The organism is Streptomyces sp. NPDC004126, from assembly GCF_050275515.1.
Taxonomy (GTDB): Bacteria; Actinomycetota; Actinomycetes; order Streptomycetales; family Streptomycetaceae; genus Streptomyces.
Window position 1 is genome coordinate 1 of sequence record NZ_JBNNPF010000005.1, and the last position, 17,045, is coordinate 17,045.

The window sequence follows — 17,045 nt, forward strand, 5'->3', positions numbered from 1 at the left end:
CCCAGGAGCCGGGCGCAGGCGGTGACCGTGGCGAGCACCTCGTCCGGTGAGGCCTCGGGGCGGACGGTGAGATCGAAGGGCAGGTAGCCGTCGGCTGCGCCCGACGCGACCTGGCCGGCATAGGCGAGCAGGTCGTGGCCGATGTGCACCGCCGTCTCCCAGCAGCTCCACTCCAGCGAACCCGCCGCCACCGACCAGTCCCGGCCGGTATGGGGACCGAGGGCCCGCATCACCTCCGCCGATGCACCCTCGACGTGGCCACCACGCATCCGGTCCGCCTCCTGACGCTCGGAACCCACCGGGAACGCGGACCGGTTCGCACGCTCCGCCCGCGATCATCTTCACTCATGGTGGTGAGGGCCGAGGACGAGGCAGTCGGTGTCGCTCCCGTCCCGTCCACGTCCGGCTGCACCCGCCGGGGGGACCTGCCACGACGTTCCCGGGCCGGAGGGGTCCGGTGCCCGGGAACGCGGGGAGGTTTCGGCGCCTGTCCGTTACGGGATGACGGTCGCCGCGTAGCCCGCCGTGGCGATGGCGGCGACGACGTCGGCCGGGGTGACGTGGCCGTCGGTCTCGACGACGGTGCGGCCGGTGCGGAGGCTGGTCGTGCTGGCGGTCACCCCGGGCAGTTCCTCCACCTCGTCGTCGATGAGGAGGCCGCAGCTGTTGCAGTGCATGCCGGTGACGGCGAATCGGATGCGGTCGGTCATGACGTGCTGTTTCCGTTCTCGAAGGTGATCGTGCCGCCGTACATGCCCATGCCGCAGGTGAACTCCAGCGTCCCGGGCTTACGGGCTCCCAGGTCGATCGTGGTCTCGCCGGTCACGGGCAGGATCTTCTGGACTCCCAGGTCGGGCACGACGAAGGAACGGACGCAGCCGTCGGTTCCGCGCGTGGCCACGACCAGGGTGGTGGGAATGCCGGCCTTCGCCGTGATGGCGCCGGGCGCGTACGCGTTGGTGCGGGCCCGGACGGTGAGGGTCTGGCTGCCGTCCGGGTTCGCGACGACGGTGGCGGCCGGGGCCGTGTCCGCCGCTGCCGCGGTCGGCGCGGTGGCGGGCCACCAGCCGCCGAGGCGGAGCCCCGAGGTGAGGGTCCACACGGCCACGAGCAGTACCACGACGGCGGTGACGGCGGTCAGGCGCCCCTGCCAGAGACGGGCGGCGGAGCGCAGGAAGAACCCGAGGAGGGCGAAGAGCGGCCCGGTCCCCAGGACGAAGCCGGCCATGACGGCCGCCCCGGCGAGCGGTGTGCCGCTGGTGACGGCGATCAGCTCCACGCTGAGCGTGACCCCGCACGGGATGAGTACGGTCAGGAAGCCGAGGACCGCCGGGGTGGTGACGGCCGCCGACTTGGCCGAGCGGCGGACCCGCCGCCCCCAGGACGCGGGGGTGCGCGGCACGAAGCGGCGTACCGCCCGCACACCGAGCATGTCCAGGGCGAAGAGGACCATCAGGACACCGGCGAGCAGCATGAGGGCGGCCCGGGTGCGGGGGCCTGGCTGGACGGCGGCGCCGATCAGCCCGAGGGCGGCGCCGAGGAGGGTGTGGGAGAGGAGCTTGGCGCCGAGGAAGGCGCCGACGGGGGCGAACAGCCCGCTGCGCTCCCACTTCTCCTCGGACCACTCGGCGGACCGGCGGCCCACGGCCCCGGCGAGCAGCCCGCCCTGGACGGCGGCGCAGGAGGCGCCGCCGGCGAAGAGTCCGGTGGTCACACCGGTGAGGAACAACGCGGTCGATGAAGCCATGAATCAGGTGGCTCTCTGTGCTGGAAGTACGCGGATCAGGACACGGCGAAGCAGCCCGCGCCGCGACGGAACGCGGTCGGCACGGGTGCGGGGCCTGTCAGGTCCGGCTGATGCAGAGAGAGTCGAGGTCCGGGGCGCGCGGACGGCAGGACATCAGGTGCCGCGCCGACCGGGACGGTCCGGAGTCCTCGTCGGACACCGTCGACACGAAGCCGGGCCCGGTCACCGGGAACGACACCGTCGCCGTCGCCGGGCCCTGCACCGACGCGAGCGGGCAGTCCATGTCCGAGCCGGGGCAGTCGCCGTCCATGCCGTCGGACGCCCGTTCGTGCGTCGACATGACGGCGGCCGCGGGCATGCCGCCCTGGGCCGGGACGCCGTGCTCCGGCATGGGGTACATGAAGAGCGTCCCGCAGACGACGAGCACCACGCTCAGCACGCCGGCGGCGAGAGCCGCGACTCGCTGAACGGGACCTGGGGACGACATGGCAGCGATCCTACGGCGCGCCCGAGGCGCCGGTCAGGCAGGTCGCAGCCGGGAATGGGGACGGCTCAGGCCGTTCGCCTGCTTCGGCTTCGGCTTCGGCTTCGGCTTCGGCTTCGGCTTCGGCTTCGGCTTCGGCTTCGGCTTCGGCAAAGACGTGCCACCCGACCGGGAAAACTGCTCCGCAATTGACAGTTGGAGCTCCTGGTGACGGGGAGCCCGGGGATGATGAGCCGGACATGACCGAATCCCGTGCCGGCACACGCCCGTGCCCGCAGCCCGAGCCGCCGAGCGGACGCCGGCTGCGTGCTGCGGCGTTCGCCTTGCTCAGCACGGCATTGGCAGCCGCAGGCCACCCCCTGGCCACGGGAGACCCGGTCTCCTGGCAGCGGGCGGCGGGCGGCACGGTCTGCGTTCTCGCCTTGTCCTGGCTGGTGACGGCCGGGTCCCGGCCGTGGTGGCACGTGGTCACGGCCACCGGCCTCGCCCAACTCGTACTGCACCGGGCCCTGTCCGTCCCGCAGCCGATGCACCACGGACCTGCCGGGGCCCACGGGGCCGGACCGCACGTGGTGTCGACGGCCCAGCACGGCGTCTGGGTGATGGTCACGGCGCATGGCCTGGCCGCCTGCCTCATGGCTCTGCTCATGTACCGGGCGGACCGGGCGCTCAGCCGTCTGCCGGACCTGGTGGGCCGCTGGGCCCACGGGGCCGTCGCGACGGCCGCCGCGGCCTTCGGCCTCCTCTGCCGGCCGTGGCTGGAGCCCCGCCTGAGGACCGGCCCGGTACCGCTCGACGGTCCTCCCGTGCCACCGCCGGTGGCACGGATGCTCTGCGACGCGGTGGTCCGCCGAGGACCGCCCGTGCGGGGTGCAGAAGACGCTCCCCTGATCCCAGTGGGCTGAACGGCCGATCCGTGAGGCCCGCTCCACGTACGAGAGGGTTCCTTCACCATGCGCACCTCGCACACCCCTGTCCCGCTGCGCCGCCTGGGCCTCGCGGCCGTCGCCTCGTTGGTGCTCCTGGGCCTGGCGGCCGGACCGGCAGCCGCCCACGCCGAGGTCTCGGCCTCCGACCCGCGGGCCCTCGCCGAGAACGTCACCCTGTCCTTCACCTCCGAAGCGGAATCCGACACCGCGGGCATCACCGAGCTGCGCGTCGTCCTCCCCCAGGGCATCGCCCCGGACGCCGTGTCCCTCAAGGAAGCGCCCAAGGACTGGAAGCTGACCGCCACCCCCGACGGGTACAGCGTCGGCGGTGCGGCTCTGGCGGCCGGCACCGACGCCGAGTACAGCGTCACCGTGCGCCAGCTGCCCGACGCGAAGTTCCTGGCGTTCAAGACGCTGGAGACGTACGGCGACGGCAAGATCTCCCGCTGGATCGAGGTACCGGCGGACGGCCGGAAGGTCGACAACCCGGCCCCGGTCCTGAAACTGCAGCCCGCGGCACCCGGCGCCAAGCCGATCGCGCCGAGCACCTCGCCCACGCCCACGCCCTCGCCCTCGCCCACGCCGACCCCGAGCGCCGCGTCCGCCCAGCCGTCGTCCCCGGCTCCGTCGGCGCCGGCCGCGTCCCCGGGCGGGGCGAAGGCGACCGGAGCGGATTCGGGGAGCAGCACCGGCGTGATCGCGGCGGTCGTCGCGGTCGTGGTCGTGCTCGGCGGCGCGGGCGCTTTCTGGTGGTCGCGCCGCAACCGCCAGGTCTGAGGCGAACGGGCCGGGGCGGGCGGGCGGGTGTGCCGCCTGCCCGCCCCGGCCGGTGGACTACGCCGTCGGTCGCCTCGATACCGGCGACACCGGCGTGATGCGGACGCCCGCTCGGACGGTGACCTGGTCGATCTCGCTCGTGCGCACCGTGATGTCCAGGGTCCATTCGCCGGGCATGGGCAGCTGTAGGTCGTAGGCGGCCCAGAAGCCCTTCCGGTCGGTGAGTTCGGCGTCGATGGGACCGATTCCCAGAGCCTCCTGCGTGAGAGCCACGCGCAGTTCGGGAACGCTGGCGAGGCCGCCGTCGGCGCTGTACACGACGGCCTCGACGGTGTTCTCCCCGACGCGTCCCGGTGCCAGGGTGACCTGCACGGTTCCCCGGTGGCCGGCCGTTCCCGTGTCGAAGGGGACCGTGGCCACCCGGGCCTGTGGCTCCTGCGCCGCCGCTGCCGCGACCGCCGCGCTCTCGGCCGCGGAGCGGCTGGGCTGGGTCCCGGAGAGCAGGGTGGACACCGCCAGGACCAGGACGCCGAGCACGGCCTCGACAGCGACCGTCCGGTGCAGTCGGCGCCGGTGTGCCCCGGCTTCGGCCTCCGGTGGCGGGGCGTCGCCCGCCTCGCCACCACCGGATGCCTCGGGCGGCGTGTGCCTCTCGGCGGTCGGTACGCTCCGGCCGACGCCGACGAGGAGGGCCGTCGAGCGGCGCGAGAACCACGCCACCCACAGGAGGAGCACCACGAGGGCGACCTTCACGACGAGGGTCCTCCCGTACGAGGTGGTGGTCAGGGCGTCCCAGGAGCCGACCTGCCGCCACGACTGGTACACCCCCGTGCCGACCAGCACGGCCATGGCGGCGAAGGCCGTCGTGGAGAAGCGGCCGACAGCGGCCGCCGGCACCTGGTGCCCGCCCGGCCCCGGCTTCCGAAGGACGACCGCCAGGGTGATCAGGCCGCCCAGCCAGACCCCCATGGCGAGCAGGTGCAGCACGGCGACGGGCACGGCCAACGGCACCTGTGTTCCGGCGGAGGCGTGCTCGGCCGCGGCCCAGGTGCACGCCAGCGCCAGAGCGAGCACCACCCCGGCCCAGCGGACACGGCGATCCCGCAGCATTCCGATGCGCCACTTGAGCAACGCCCCCGCCACAGCCAGCAGAACGAGCCGGACGATCAGCGCACCCCCGGGCCTCCCGACCGCGGTGCGGGCCGACTGCGACAGGTCCAGCACCTCGCCCAGCCCGCCGGCGGTCTCGTACGGGCCGCGCAGCAGCAGGAGCGCCACGGTGGACGCCACCGACACGACCCACCCGGCGGCCAGCAACCTGCGCACCGGACGAAGCGCACCGGCGACGGGCCGGCACACGGCGGCGAACGCGGCCGCGCCGACGAGGAGCGCGAGCCCGCCGTAGGCGACGTAGCGGAAGAAGCCGTACGTACGGCCGACAGCGGTGTCGTCCGGCGAGTCGTCCGGCACCGCGGCGACGGCCTCGGACGGCTTGCCGACGGAGAAGACGAACGCGCCGGAGATCGGGTGACCGTCCGCGGAGACGACCCGCCAGGCCACCGTGTAGGTCCCTTGGGCCAACCCGTCGGACAACCGCACCCGGGCCGTGTTGTCCTTGCCGTCCGCGTGCTGCGCCGGCGCGGGGTTCACCCGCCGGTTCTCCGGCGACAGGACCCTCACCGAGTCCTCGGAGAAGGTCACCGACTCCGTGAAGGTGAGCGTGAGCTGGCGCGGCGCCTCCTTCAGGACGGCGCTGCCGGCGGGATCCGATCCACTGAGGCTCGCGTGCGCGACAGCCGGGACCGCCCCTGCGGCGATCAGCGCGCAGACGGCGGCGAACAACGCCAGGACGGTCAGCGATTTCCGGGTGGACGGTGGTACTGGGCGCATGAGCAGGCGGCCTCCGAGATCGCTTCAGCGGCACCGCCGACCGGCACCCGGCATCGCGTAGGCAGCCCCGAGGACGGCCCGGTCCCACTGCGGCGACAGGACGAGCACCGACGGATGGTGCGCACACGGAGATGTGGACGTTAGCGGCGCCGCCTCACCCGGGGGATTTGTTGAGCAACTTCCGCTAAAGAGCGCCGGGAACGTCTCGGCGCGGGCAGGCTGTCCCCCCTCCCTCGTTCATGCGGCTCTTCCTCGTGGGCCTGGGCAGGGCGGAAGGAATCGCCCTATCGTCTCTGGTGTGATGTACGACACCCCGCAGGTGATTGCCGGCCGCTACCGCGTCATCGAGCACCTGGGCGGGGGTGCCATGGGGCAGGTGTGGCGCGCCCTCGACGAGCGGCTCGACCGCCCCGTCGCCCTCAAGACCGTGGTCCTTCCGTCCGACGTGGCCACGGCGGAACAGCTGCTCGCCTGGTCGCAGCGTGAAGCCCGCTCGATGGCCCGGGTCAAGCATCCCGGGGTGATCTCGGTCCTGGACGCCGTCGAGTGGCGCGGCGCGCCGGTCATCGTCATGGAGCTGGTCGAAGGCCCCTCGCTCGACAAGGTGTTGCGCGAGCGCGGGCGGCTGGAGCGGGGCGAGGTGATCCGGATCGGGCTGGCGCTGGTGGATGCGCTGGGGGCGGCCCATGGGGTGGGCATCGTGCACCGGGACGTGAAACCGGGGAACGTCCTGCTGGAGGGGGAACGGGTGGTGCTGAGCGATTTCGGGGTCGCCCATCTGCCCGGCGCCACGACGCTGACGTCCCCTCACGGCCCTCCGGGGACGATGGCCTACATGGCTCCCGAGCTGTTACGGGGCGGGGCGAGCCGGCCCGAGTGCGACCTGTGGTCGCTGGGGGTCATGCTGTACCAAATGTCGGAAGGCCGGCTTCCGTTCGCCCCGGAACGGGGGGCGGCGGGTTTCATCCGGGCCGTCATCGACGAACCCCCGCTGCCCGTCGTCCACGCCCGGTCCCTGGCACCGCTGCTGCACGGACTGCTGGAGAAGGACCCGGCCCATCGGTACACCGGTGCCCGAGCCCGTGACGCCCTCCTCCTGCTCGGACCCGGTGGGGGTGACGACGGGTCCGCTGGAACGCCGGCCACGGCCGACGCCGACGCGGACGGTCCGGAGCCCGCATCGAGAACCCCGCGGCACGGGCCGGCCACCGCGGCAGCCCCCACCGTCTCCGCTGCCGAACTCCTCCGCCCCGACCCCCCGGGCGACGGCTCAGCGCGCCCGTCGACCGTCGCGCCCCGGCCCGGGACACCCGCGAGGGCGCCCTTGAGCGCGCCCTTCGACGGAGTCGGCGCACCGGTTGACACCGCGCGCCGGAGCACGCCCTCGCCCCGGCGCCGCCACCTCACCCGCCGGACGGTGCTGCTCACCGCTGCCGCGGCCGCGGCCGTCCCCACGGGCATCTACCTCACCCGTTTCCTTCCGCGCCGGCCGATCGCCACGCTGAACGCCCGCAGCGACGGCTTCGCGGCGGGGCAGCTCTACACGGTGGCCTTCAGCCCGGACGGGAAGCTCCTCGCCAGCGGAGGCCGTCTGCGCCTGTGGGACGTGGCGTCGCGGGCCATCATCGCCACCCTGAGCGGGCACGTGGTCAACCAGGCCGTGTTCAGCCCCGATGGCGCGATTCTGGCCACGGCCGGCCAGGACGGCACTGCTCGGCTGTGGGACGTGGCCGCCCGCTCCCACCGGGCGACGCTCACCGGACACGACCACGCCGTGGAGGGAGCGGCGTTCAGCCCGGACGGCAAGGTCCTGGCGACGGCGGGCTCCGACAGCACCGTCCGGCTGTGGGACGTCGCCGCCCGAGCCGGCACGGCAACGCTCAAGGGGCACACCCACTACGTCAATTCGGTGGCCTTCAGCCCCGACGGCAGGACGCTGGCCACGGCCGGCGCGGACGGCACCACCCGGCTGTGGGACATGAAGACCCAGACCACCACGGCCGTCCTCGCCATGGAGGGGCAGTACTTCAAGGGCGCGGTGTTCAGCCCCGACGGCTCCGTGCTCGCCGCCGTGCTGAACAAGGGCAGGATCCGGCTGTGGGACGCGGGAGGGCGCAGCGTGATCGCCGACCTCGATGCGAACGCGTCCGGGATCCAGGCCCTCGCGTTCAACCGCGACGGCAGCATGCTCGCGTGTGCCACGAAAGGGGGGTCCGCTACCGCTGCCGTGGGCGTGTGGAACGTGCGGAGACGCGAGAGCGCCGCCGTCCTCAGTGTGCACACCGACGACGCGGCGGGGGTCTCCTCCGTGGCCTTCAGCCCCGACGGCGAAACCCTCGCGGCCGCGGGCAACGACGGCACCGTCCAGCTGTGGAGCACCGACGTCTGAAGGCGGGCAGCGACCCGGTCGACAGTCACGTTCGCGACGTCCCACACCCCGTTGACCTCGCGCGGGGTGATGTCGATACAGAGTTGCCCCTCGTTGCCGCCCTGCGTCGACCTGGCGAACGGGTACTCGTCACACGAGTCGTTGGGGACACCCGTGGCGCCACGAGGGAACGGGTACGTCCCACGGTCACAGGTCCGGGCACGCCAGGGGACGGGGTCGAAGGGCTTGTTCGGGTCGTCCTTGAGGCAGAGGTCCGCCCCCGGGTTGGGGCCGGCCACCCGACGGGCCGGGGTGGGCACGGCGGCAAGGGCGGAGGCGGTGGCCGGTCCCATCTTGACGCAGGTCCAGGCCATGCCCTCGCGACGGAGGTCGGGCCCGGTTTCCGTACAGTCACCGTGGCCCTGCGGGACCGTACGGCTCGTGGGCGGTTGGGCGGCGGCCGGTCGGGCGGCGGCCAGTTGGGCGCCGACGGCTCACAGGGCCGTGGTGAGGGCGAGCGAGGCCATCGCCGCCAGGCCGCGGCTGATGTGTTTCAAAGGTGGTCCCCTCCTCCGGCGGCCCCGTTGCGGGCACACCGGAGTCACGGAACCGGGCAACTCCTGTTCATATCACTCAAGAACGCGACAGTTTTTGACCCCGTTTGGCCAGTTGTGGAATAGACCTGCCGTTTCCGGCGGCGCTAGTTTTCTTCACACTCACCTCACAGCCCACACACAGCAGAGGAAAGGCAACGATGCGCCGCACGACAACCCACCTGGGCCGAGGCCTCGGAGCGCTCTTAGCCACCGCGACGGCCACCGTGGGCCTCGCCGCCACGCCGGCCGTCGCGACCCCGGCCGCCGCCACCCCGGCCGCTTCCGGGCAGGCGGTCCAGCCCGGGCAAGCCTGTACCGCGGCCGATCTCGGTACCCGCCGCCCGATCATCAAGACGACCCAAGTCACCCCGACGATCACCCACTTCAAGGGCTGGTACGTCACCCAGGGCTCCACCGGCAGCCATACCGTCACCACCAGCACCCAGACCACCATCTCGGTGTCCGTCGGCCTCAACGGCACCGTCCAGGGAAGCTTCGCCGTCGAGGCCCTCGGCAGCGTCGGCGCGAGCCTGGGCCTGAACGTGCAGGTCGACTACTCCTCCACCAGCAGCGAGTCGAACTCCGTCTCCTGGAACTTCATGGAGCCCGGCTACTACGGCCTCTACAAGGGCACCAAGAAGGTCACCGGCACCTACGGCAGCCTCAACTGCAACCGCGTCCAACAGGGCGACGGCAGCTGGGCACTGAAGTGGACCGAGGGCCCCGACAGCGGCAGCTACACCACCTACACCGCCCTCGAAGAAGGCGCGGTGCGGTGCGAGGACAAGGTCCCCGCCAACAGCATCATGGCCAAGGCCCAGATCCTGTTGGACTGCGGCTCCCCCGCCGCCACCGCGAAGCACCCGGCAGGCCCCGTCCCCTCGGCCAAGGCCGACCAGGCGAGGCACGACGCCGACGACGCCGCAGCAGCAGCCGCTGCGGCCGCCCAGAGCATGAAGGCCACCCAGGCAGCCCAGGCCGCCAAGTCCGCCCCGCGCGCCGCCCTGGACTGCCGGCCCGGCGCCTACAAGATCGACGTCCCCGGCAAGCCGCTGAACTGGAGCGCACCGCTCCTGGCCAACGACGGCATCCGCCTGCGCGAGTCCACGTTCTTCAGCGCCCACCTGGACAACTGGCGGCTGTGCAACGTGACCGAGCGCAACGGCGTTATCGAGGCGTCCCTGTGGAACTGGGGCAACGGCGGTTGCGCGACCATCCCGGCGAACATCGCCAACCAGGAGCAGGCCTACCTGACGACGGCCACCTGCGGGGAGGACGACCTCCAGCGGTTCTACATCTACCGCGACGTACCCGGCAGCACGAAGATCGGTCTGCAGAACAAGTACACCGGCTCCATGATGGGCCACGACCGGTACGCGGACGGGGAACTCATCCGCCAGTACTCCAGCGGCCGGCCCGACGGAACGGGTACGTACACCCTGACCGGAGTCTGACGGCCCCCACCCCGTGAACGCGGCCCCGCACGTGAACCCCGGACTCCCGGTTCCGTGCGGGGCCCTTCGGCTCGCCGGTCTACCACCCCACCAGGGTGGACCCGCCTTGACCGGTTCCCGGACGCCGAGCGGGTCACGCGTTCGACGGTGCTGCCCGCAGGCCTCCGAGCAGGGTGGCCAGGTAGCGGTGGGCCGTGTCGATCCGGTCGTCGGGGTTGCCGCCGTGAACGTGCACGGCGTGGGCGATGCCGCACATGAGCGGGAGCAGGTCGGCCGGAGTCAGGTCAGCGCGGACCACCCCGGCCCGGACGGCGCGGTCGAGCAGCGTGCTGCCTGCCGACCGGAGCGACTGCTTGAGTTCCCAGGTGCGTGGCAGGGCGTCCGCGGGTGCGGCGGTGACCGGGGCCAGGGAGGCGTCCGTGACCTGCGCTTCGAGGGTGCGGGTCAGGAAACCCTCCAGTGCGCGCCGCGGGTCGGTGTCGGCCAGCGCGAGCTCGCCGTGGGCGGCGAGGGCCTCCAGGCAGGGGGCGGCGACGGTTTCCAGCAGCGCCTCGGGAGTGGCGAAGTGGCGGTAGACGGTGCCGACGCCGAGTCCGGCGCGGCGTGCGACGTCGTTGAGCTGCAGCGGCACGCCCTCGTCGACGAGGGCTGTTCGCTGAGCCGGAGCACGGCCTCCGCGATGCGGGGGTCGGTCGCCGCACGCGGCGGCGCCACCGGCCTCGCCCGGGCGCCGATGACGACTCCGGTGCGCCCCGCCAGAGCGCCGTCGGTGGCGGCCACGATCGAGGGCCGGGCCGCCGCGGATGCCGGACCCGAGGTCGACCGTTCGAACCTGCGGCGCACCAGCGGCCAGAGCAGGCGGAGGGCCGGCGAGACGATCTTCGGGTCGGTCATCGTGTCGTTGGTCATGTCGGTCGCGGCGCCGCCGGGATCCGCGGCGAAGACCGATACGCCCGTGCCGTCCAGTCTCTTGGCCAGGTCGAGCGTGTAGGCGAGGTGGGCGAGCTTGGCGCGGCCGTACCAGTGGAATCCGTAGTAGCCGCCGGGAGGCTCGACGGCGTCGAACACCCGCTTGGCGACCCCGACCGCGCCCGAGGTCACGTTCACGATCCTGCTCGGGGCACCGGCCGTCAGCGTGGGCAGCAGGCTCGGATTGCCGAAGGGGGCGCCCGCCTGTACGGACATCAAGAGCCGACCCTTCGTCGAAGCCTGCGACGTCATCGGCTACGCGGCTCGGTCGGTGAGTGCCAGGAGACTGCCGAACGCGCCATCCGTCCCGTCAACGCAGGTGAAGCCGCCTTGGTCTGACGCCCGCCCTGCGATCGGTCGGCCACCAAGGGCTGGGCAGGCATCCTCAACGCCCCCCGTCGTCCCGCTCCTGGACCCCAAGGCCCGCAGCCGCACCCGCCCCGCCGCTACCCCCCTCGGCCATGCTCCGGTAAACGTCAACGCGCCGCCGGCGATCCGCCCCGCGCCCGCTCGAACACGCTTCCCGCAAGACCCTGATCGGGTGTCAAAGATCCGGCTGCACTCGAACGTGTGAGTTCAGACGCGTCCACACCCAGAGGGCTTGCCCAGAAGCCATTACCGGACTTTCGTTCGGGAAATTCCCCCCTTCGCCTCCGTGACGGCACCCGCACGTGGGGGGTTGTTCGACCAACGCTCGGTTCCACGTCATTCCAGGGAGGACCAGTGCCGACAGCACACCGCCCCCGCCCGGCAGCTGCCCAAATCGAACAGGCAGGCCCGGGATGCCGGCCCCTGACGCAGGTGGTGCTGCTCGCGGTGCGGCCCGACGGCAGGGTGGACCTCGTCCGCCGCACCCGCTGCCCCGACCAGGACCGGCTTGCCCTGGTGGGCGGACGGCTTCAGCCGACGGGATGGGCGGCCCGGGAGTACGGCGAGGCGGTGTGGGTAGATCCCGGCGGCCCGCCGACCTGCGGCAAGGCGAACGCCGGAGCACGCCCGGCCACGAGGGGGACGAAGTGAGCAGCAAGGCCGGAGAGAGCGCCGGGAACCCGACCGTGTCGGAGTCGGAGCGGCTCCTGTTCGGCGGGGAGTTGGCGTACGACGTCGGCTGGGACCGCCATGAGGGCGTCTGGCTGAACCTCGGCATGTGGACCATGGCCAAGGCCTTACCGGGCATGATCGCGACGGGGCTGCGGCTCGCACACCTCGCGGATGCGCGAGCCCTGCGCGTCATGCTCGGCTCCGAGGTCGGGCGCGGCATCACGCAGGCCATCGGCCTGGTCGCCGTCAACAGCGTCCTTGGCCACCTCCTCGCGGGCGGGGTGACCAACGAACGCCTCGCCCGTGCCGTGCCCGCGCTCGCGTTGGTCGCGGTGGTCGCGCTGATGGGCTCGCTGCTGCGGTCCGCGTCCACGGCCGCCACCGGTGAGCTGGAGCCGAAGGTACAACGGGTCGCCACCGAGCAGTACCTCGCCCTCGTCTACCGGGTGGAGCTCGCGGCCATCGAGGACGACGAGTTCCACCGGCTCCTGGACGCCGCCCGCTACGGCGCCGACTCCGCCCGCCGCATGATCCGCTACTGCACCAACACCCTGAACTCCGGCATCTCCCTCATCGCCGCGGGCGGGGTCCTGACCGTCCTCCACCCGGCGCTGCTGCCCCTGCTGGTCCTGATGACGGTGCCGAGCGCGTGGCGGTCGCTGACCATCTCCAAGCAGCGCTACGTCTCCTTCCACACCTTCGTGCAGCACGCCCGCGCCGGACACCTCCTCGGCCAGCTCCTGACGCAGCGGGAGGCCGCCGCCGAAGTCCGCGTCCACGAGGTCGGCGGCTTCCTCCTGGGCCACTTCAGGGAGATGGCCGAGACCAGCGAACGCGAGCAGACCCGTCTGGCCCGCAACGCCGCCCGGATCGGGCTGATCGCCGACGCGGCGTCCGGGCTCGCGACGCTCCTCACCTACGGGGCACTGGGGCTGTTCCTGTGGAGCGGGCGGATGGACCTCGCGGTCGCCGGGACCGCGGTCCTGGCCATCCGGACCGGATCCTCCAGCCTGGACAGCCTCGTCGTGCAGATGGCCGACCTCCACCAGGAGTCCCTGTTCGTCGCCGACTTCGAGCGGCTGTGTGCGGAGGCCCGGGCCCGGGCGATCCCGGACGCCGGCGAGGACCTCCCCGATCACGTGCGGGAAGTCCGCTTCGACAAGGTCTCCTTCACCTACCCCGCCGGCGACGGCGAGACGCCGGAGCCCACTCTGCGGGAGGTGTCGCTGTCCTTCCCGATGGGCAAGGTCGTCGCGCTGGTGGGGGCGAACGGATCGGGCAAGTCCACCCTCGTCAAACTCCTCGCGGGCCTGTACCTGCCCGACGCGGGCGGCGGCACGATCTGGTGGGACGGCGTGGACGCGGCCAAGGCCGACCGCGGGCAGATCTTCGCCCGCATCGCCCTCATGTCCCAGTCGTTCTTCCGGTGGCCGTTCACCGTCCGCGTCAACATCGGAATCGGCCGCCCCACCACTCCCATCGACGACGCCGCCGTGAACGATGCCGCGGCCTTCTCCGGCGCCGACCGGTTCATCTCCCGCCTCCCCCGCGGAATCGGCACGCTCCTCGGGCGCGGCTTCAAGGGCGGGCAGGACGCCTCCGGCGGGGAGTGGCAGCTGGTCGGGATCAGCCGCGCCTGGTACAAGCGCGCCGGGATCCTGGTGGTCGACGAGCCCACCAGCGCCCTCGACGCGATCGCCGAGCAGAAGGTCTTCGACCAGATCCGCGCCCTCGCCGACACCGGCCAGACCGTCGTACTGATCACCCACCGCCTGCACTCCGTACGCCACGCCGACGTCATCCACGTCATGAAGGACGGCCAGGTCGCCGAATCGGGCACCTTCGCCGAGCTGATGGGGAGCGAGGGCACGGGCGACTTCCGGAACGCCTACCTGGTGCAGGCAGCAGCCTTCGACACCACGGTCCCGGCCCAGCCGAGCGGTGCCCACGATGCCGCGCGTACGGAAGACCACGCATGACCGTCACGACTGCGGACCCTGAGGTGAGCGCCTCCCGGCGCCCCGGGACGTCACCATGAGCGGCGGGGACCGGCACTCCGTGCCGGTCGACGTCCACCTCCTCCTGCGCCGTGACGGCGAGCGGGGCCCGGAGGTGCTGCTGTCGCGCCGGGCAGGGCAGGTCGGCGCGTCGGGCATGTGGCATCTCCCGTCCGGCCACCTGGACCCCGGCGAGGACATGGTCGCGGCCGTGATCCGGGAGGCCCGAGAGGAGACGGGCGTGGTCATCGCGGCGGAGGACGTGACCGTCGCGGTCACCGTCCACCACCAACCCCAGACGGCTTCCCGCGCGCGGCTCGGGGTCTTCTTCGAGGTACGGCAATGGACGGGCGAGCCCCGGGTGATGGAGCCGGACCGCTGCGACGGCGTGCGCTGGTGTCCGCTGGACGCCCTCCCCAAGCCGATGGCGGCGTACTGCCGGGCCGGCCTGGATGCCTACCGCGTCCGGCTGCCCGCCGCCGTGCACTTCCAACAGCCGGGCGACACCGTCGAACACGACCCGCCGCACGGGCCCGATCGCACCCGCCTCGTACCCTGCCCGCAGATCGGCGCGGCGCAACTGCCTCACCGGCTGCACGTGTTCGCCGAGAGGGCTGTCGGCCGGATCGCGGAGGCGACGGAAGTCTCCCGGGTACGCACCGGCAGTCGGGTGTGGCGGCTCACCGGGGCGGGTGGCGGCACCTGGTACCTCAAGCAGCACCGCGGGCGGAAGTTCCACGAGAGGGAAGTCGCCGCGTACCGGTCGTGGGTGCCGGCGCTCGGCCACAGGGCGCCCCGGCTCATCGCCGCCGACCCCACGGCGCAGACCGTCGTCATCACCGCGCTGGCCGGACGTCCGCTGCACGGCATGCCGCTCAGCGTTTCCGAGGAGGCACGGGTCCACCATGGTCTGGGCCGCCTCCTCCGCGTCCTCCACAACAGCGCTCCCGAGCAGCCCGCCGGGGCCACGACGGCCGCCGCCGACAAGATCGAGCGCCATCTGGAGGGCGCCCGGCCGTACCTGGCCGAAGACGACGAGGAGCTGGTGCTCGCCCTGGCCGGCACGTACGCCGACTTGCCGAGGCCCGTGCTGGTGCCCGCCCACGGGGACCTCCAGTACCGCAACGTCCTCCTCGCCGACGACGGCGACGACGAAGTGCTCCTGTTCGACTTCGAGCGGTCCGAGTACGGGACGGTGACGCGAGACCTGGTGCGCCTGGGCGACACCTGGACCGGCCGTCCGGACCTGCGCGCCGCGTTCCTCGACGGCTACGGACGCCTCCTCACACCCGTCGAGGAGCTGCGGCTGGACTGCGAGGCCGCTCTCGACGCCGTCTCCGCCATCGCCTACGGCACCAGCCACCACGACCCGGAGGTGACCGGGCGCGGCCACCGCACCCTGCGCCGCCTCCACGCCGCTCACCACCCGCAACCCGCAGGCCCCGCCTGCCCTTTCGAGAAGGGAAACCCCGTGCCCCAACCCCGCCTCGCCACCCCGGCGGATGCAGCGGAGATCGCCCGACTGGTCTACGAGCTGTACGCCGGCGCCGGGTCCGCCCCACTGTACGAAGGGCTCGGTTTCGCGGCCGACCCCGCTCTCATGCGCATGACCCGCCTTCCGGCCCGAGGGAGCACGTCATGAGCAGGAAGTGGCTTCCTCCGGAGGAGTTCGCGGCAACGCTGCCGAAGGCGACGGTCTTCGGAGCCGTGTTCTTCACCGACGAGGACGACCGGCCCGTCCAACTGCGCGCCACGTACTCCAGCGTCCACCCCTGGCAGTTGCCCGGTGGCGTCGCCGAGGCCGGCGAGCGCCCGTGGGAGACCGCCGTGCGCGAGTGCCGGGAGGAGACGGGACTCCACCTGGCCGGGCCGCCGAGGCTGCTTGCCACGGTGTTCGGACTGCCGGGCAAGAACTGGCCGCTCGCCTCCGTCGGGGTCGTCTTCGACGGCGGCCGGCTGTCCGCCGGTCAGCTCGCGGGGATCGTGCTGGACCCGGACGAGCACGACCAGGTCCGAGCCCTGACCGTGCCCGAATGGCAGGAGCTGATGCCGGAGCGGGACCACGCACGGCTGGAGGCCCTGATGGGTGCCCGCCGCTGGGGCATCCCGGTGTACTTCGACACCTGGGACTGGGAGGCCTGAATGAGCACCGTCCTGATGACCGGCCGGCCGACCGCCCTCTGCGGGCCAGGCTCCCAGCAGCCCTCCGACCGACCTGTCCTGAGCAACCCTGACGAATAGGGAGCCCGCACCGCTATGAGCAGGACGCACGCCGCGCCGGACTGGCACGCCCACTACGAGGCCGGCCGGGACTTCCGCCGGCTGACCGACACCGAGAAGAGCGTCCTCACCGAGCACCTGGCCCTGTCGGAGGACGCCCAGGGTGCCCGGGCCCTGGAGGTGGCCTGCGGGACCGGCGAGCTCGCCCGCTTCCTCGCCGCTGCCGGGTACCTGGTGGACGCGGTGGACCGGGCCGGGTCCGCCATCGAGCGGGCCTCAGCCGCGCCCTCCGACGGGATCGCCTACCACCACCTCGACGTCACCGGCGAGGACATCACCGCCCTCGCCGAGCTCCCGCCAGGCACCAGGGTCGAGACCAGCGCGCCCCGCCGGGCAGCCCTCCTCAAGGCCCTCCACCCCACGCTCGTTCCGGTCCCCATCCGCGGCAACGCCGACAGCCGGCTCGCCAGGCTGGACGCCGGGACACTCGGCGTGGACGTGATGATCGCCGCCCTGGCCGGCCTGCACCGCCACCGCCGATGCCGCCCTGCCCCGCCTGCACGACGTGACCGA

13 protein-coding genes and 4 pseudogenes are annotated in these 17,045 nt (G+C 72.7%); 9 read left to right on the forward strand and 8 right to left on the reverse strand.

Going from position 1 to position 17,045, the window contains the following annotated elements:
• The 4 genes and pseudogenes from ACQKM2_RS06625 to ACQKM2_RS06640 all read right to left on the reverse strand — a co-directional run.
• Positions 1-269: pseudogene (locus ACQKM2_RS06625) on the reverse strand (hypothetical protein); the annotation flags it as partial.
• Between the two features lie 225 nt (positions 270-494).
• Positions 495-710, reverse strand: coding sequence for a cation transporter (locus ACQKM2_RS06630; protein ID WP_427707192.1), 216 nt, complete (start codon positions 708-710; stop codon positions 495-497).
• Positions 707-1,747: a sulfite exporter TauE/SafE family protein gene (locus ACQKM2_RS06635; protein WP_427707193.1), complete on the reverse strand. Its 1,041-nt coding sequence runs from the start codon at positions 1,745-1,747 to the stop codon at positions 707-709. Before ACQKM2_RS06635 ends, ACQKM2_RS06630 begins: the two co-directional genes overlap by 4 nt.
• A 97-nt stretch (positions 1,748-1,844) precedes the next feature.
• Positions 1,845-2,234, reverse strand: coding sequence for a hypothetical protein (locus ACQKM2_RS06640; RefSeq protein WP_427707194.1), 390 nt, complete (start codon positions 2,232-2,234; stop codon positions 1,845-1,847).
• On the opposite strand from ACQKM2_RS06640, the gene ACQKM2_RS06645 reads away from it, so the two are divergent.
• From ACQKM2_RS06645 to ACQKM2_RS06655, 3 genes are read left to right on the forward strand one after another with little or no spacing between them, the layout of a single operon-like run.
• Complete coding sequence (locus tag ACQKM2_RS06645) at positions 2,233-2,442, forward strand: hypothetical protein (protein WP_427707195.1); 210 nt, start codon at positions 2,233-2,235, stop codon at positions 2,440-2,442. The two genes, ACQKM2_RS06640 and ACQKM2_RS06645, sit on opposite strands and share 2 nt — an antisense overlap.
• A gap of 28 nt (positions 2,443-2,470) precedes the next feature.
• A complete protein-coding gene (locus ACQKM2_RS06650; protein ID WP_427707196.1) occupies positions 2,471-3,136 on the forward strand; it encodes a hypothetical protein in 666 nt (221 codons plus the stop codon).
• Between the two features lie 48 nt (positions 3,137-3,184).
• On the forward strand, positions 3,185-3,937 hold the full coding sequence (locus ACQKM2_RS06655) for a DUF1775 domain-containing protein (protein WP_427707197.1): 753 nt from the start codon (positions 3,185-3,187) through the stop codon (positions 3,935-3,937).
• A gap of 57 nt (positions 3,938-3,994) precedes the next feature.
• Here the strand turns inward: ACQKM2_RS06655 and ACQKM2_RS06660 are convergent, their stop codons facing one another.
• Positions 3,995-5,827: a copper resistance CopC/CopD family protein gene (locus tag ACQKM2_RS06660; RefSeq protein WP_427707198.1), complete on the reverse strand. Its 1,833-nt coding sequence runs from the start codon at positions 5,825-5,827 to the stop codon at positions 3,995-3,997.
• Positions 5,828-6,128: 301 nt separating this feature from the next.
• Between ACQKM2_RS06660 and ACQKM2_RS06665 the strand changes: the two genes are divergently transcribed.
• The gene (locus ACQKM2_RS06665) at positions 6,129-8,216 is read left to right on the forward strand and encodes a WD40 repeat domain-containing serine/threonine protein kinase (protein ID WP_427707385.1); all 2,088 of its coding nucleotides are present in this window, start codon (positions 6,129-6,131) and stop codon (positions 8,214-8,216) included.
• 92 nt (positions 8,217-8,308) lie between these two features.
• On the opposite strand, the pseudogene ACQKM2_RS06670 reads toward ACQKM2_RS06665, so the two are convergent.
• Positions 8,309-8,569: pseudogene (locus ACQKM2_RS06670) on the reverse strand (hypothetical protein); the annotation flags it as partial.
• 380 nt (positions 8,570-8,949) lie between these two features.
• On the opposite strand from ACQKM2_RS06670, the gene ACQKM2_RS06675 reads away from it, so the two are divergent.
• On the forward strand, positions 8,950-10,245 hold the full coding sequence (locus ACQKM2_RS06675) for a hypothetical protein (protein WP_427707199.1): 1,296 nt from the start codon (positions 8,950-8,952) through the stop codon (positions 10,243-10,245).
• Positions 10,246-10,378: 133 nt separating this feature from the next.
• On the opposite strand, the gene ACQKM2_RS06680 is transcribed toward ACQKM2_RS06675, so the two are convergent.
• Both ACQKM2_RS06680 and ACQKM2_RS06685 read right to left on the reverse strand, forming a co-directional pair.
• Positions 10,379-10,876 (reverse strand): TetR/AcrR family transcriptional regulator, encoded by a 498-nt coding sequence (locus ACQKM2_RS06680; RefSeq protein WP_427707200.1) that lies wholly within the window; start codon positions 10,874-10,876, stop codon positions 10,379-10,381.
• Between the two features lie 17 nt (positions 10,877-10,893).
• Positions 10,894-11,391, reverse strand: a pseudogene (locus tag ACQKM2_RS06685) (SDR family NAD(P)-dependent oxidoreductase); the annotation flags it as partial.
• 605 nt (positions 11,392-11,996) lie between these two features.
• On the opposite strand from ACQKM2_RS06685, the gene ACQKM2_RS06690 reads away from it, so the two are divergent.
• From ACQKM2_RS06690 to ACQKM2_RS06705, 4 genes and pseudogenes are all read left to right on the forward strand, one after another.
• Positions 11,997-14,234 carry an ATP-binding cassette domain-containing protein gene (locus ACQKM2_RS06690; RefSeq protein WP_427707201.1) on the forward strand — a complete coding sequence of 746 codons (2,238 nt, stop codon included), beginning with the start codon at positions 11,997-11,999 and terminating at the stop codon, positions 14,232-14,234.
• Positions 14,235-14,289: 55 nt separating this feature from the next.
• Entirely contained in the window at positions 14,290-15,894 is a 1,605-nt protein-coding gene (locus ACQKM2_RS06695; protein ID WP_427707203.1) for an NUDIX domain-containing protein, read from the forward strand.
• Entirely contained in the window at positions 15,891-16,394 is a 504-nt protein-coding gene (locus ACQKM2_RS06700; RefSeq protein WP_427707204.1) for an NUDIX domain-containing protein, read from the forward strand. The genes ACQKM2_RS06695 and ACQKM2_RS06700 overlap by 4 nt, the downstream gene beginning before the upstream one ends.
• 114 nt (positions 16,395-16,508) lie before the next feature.
• Positions 16,509-16,997 (forward strand): annotated as a pseudogene (locus ACQKM2_RS06705) (hypothetical protein); the annotation flags it as partial.
• Positions 16,998-17,045: the final 48 nt, after the last annotated feature.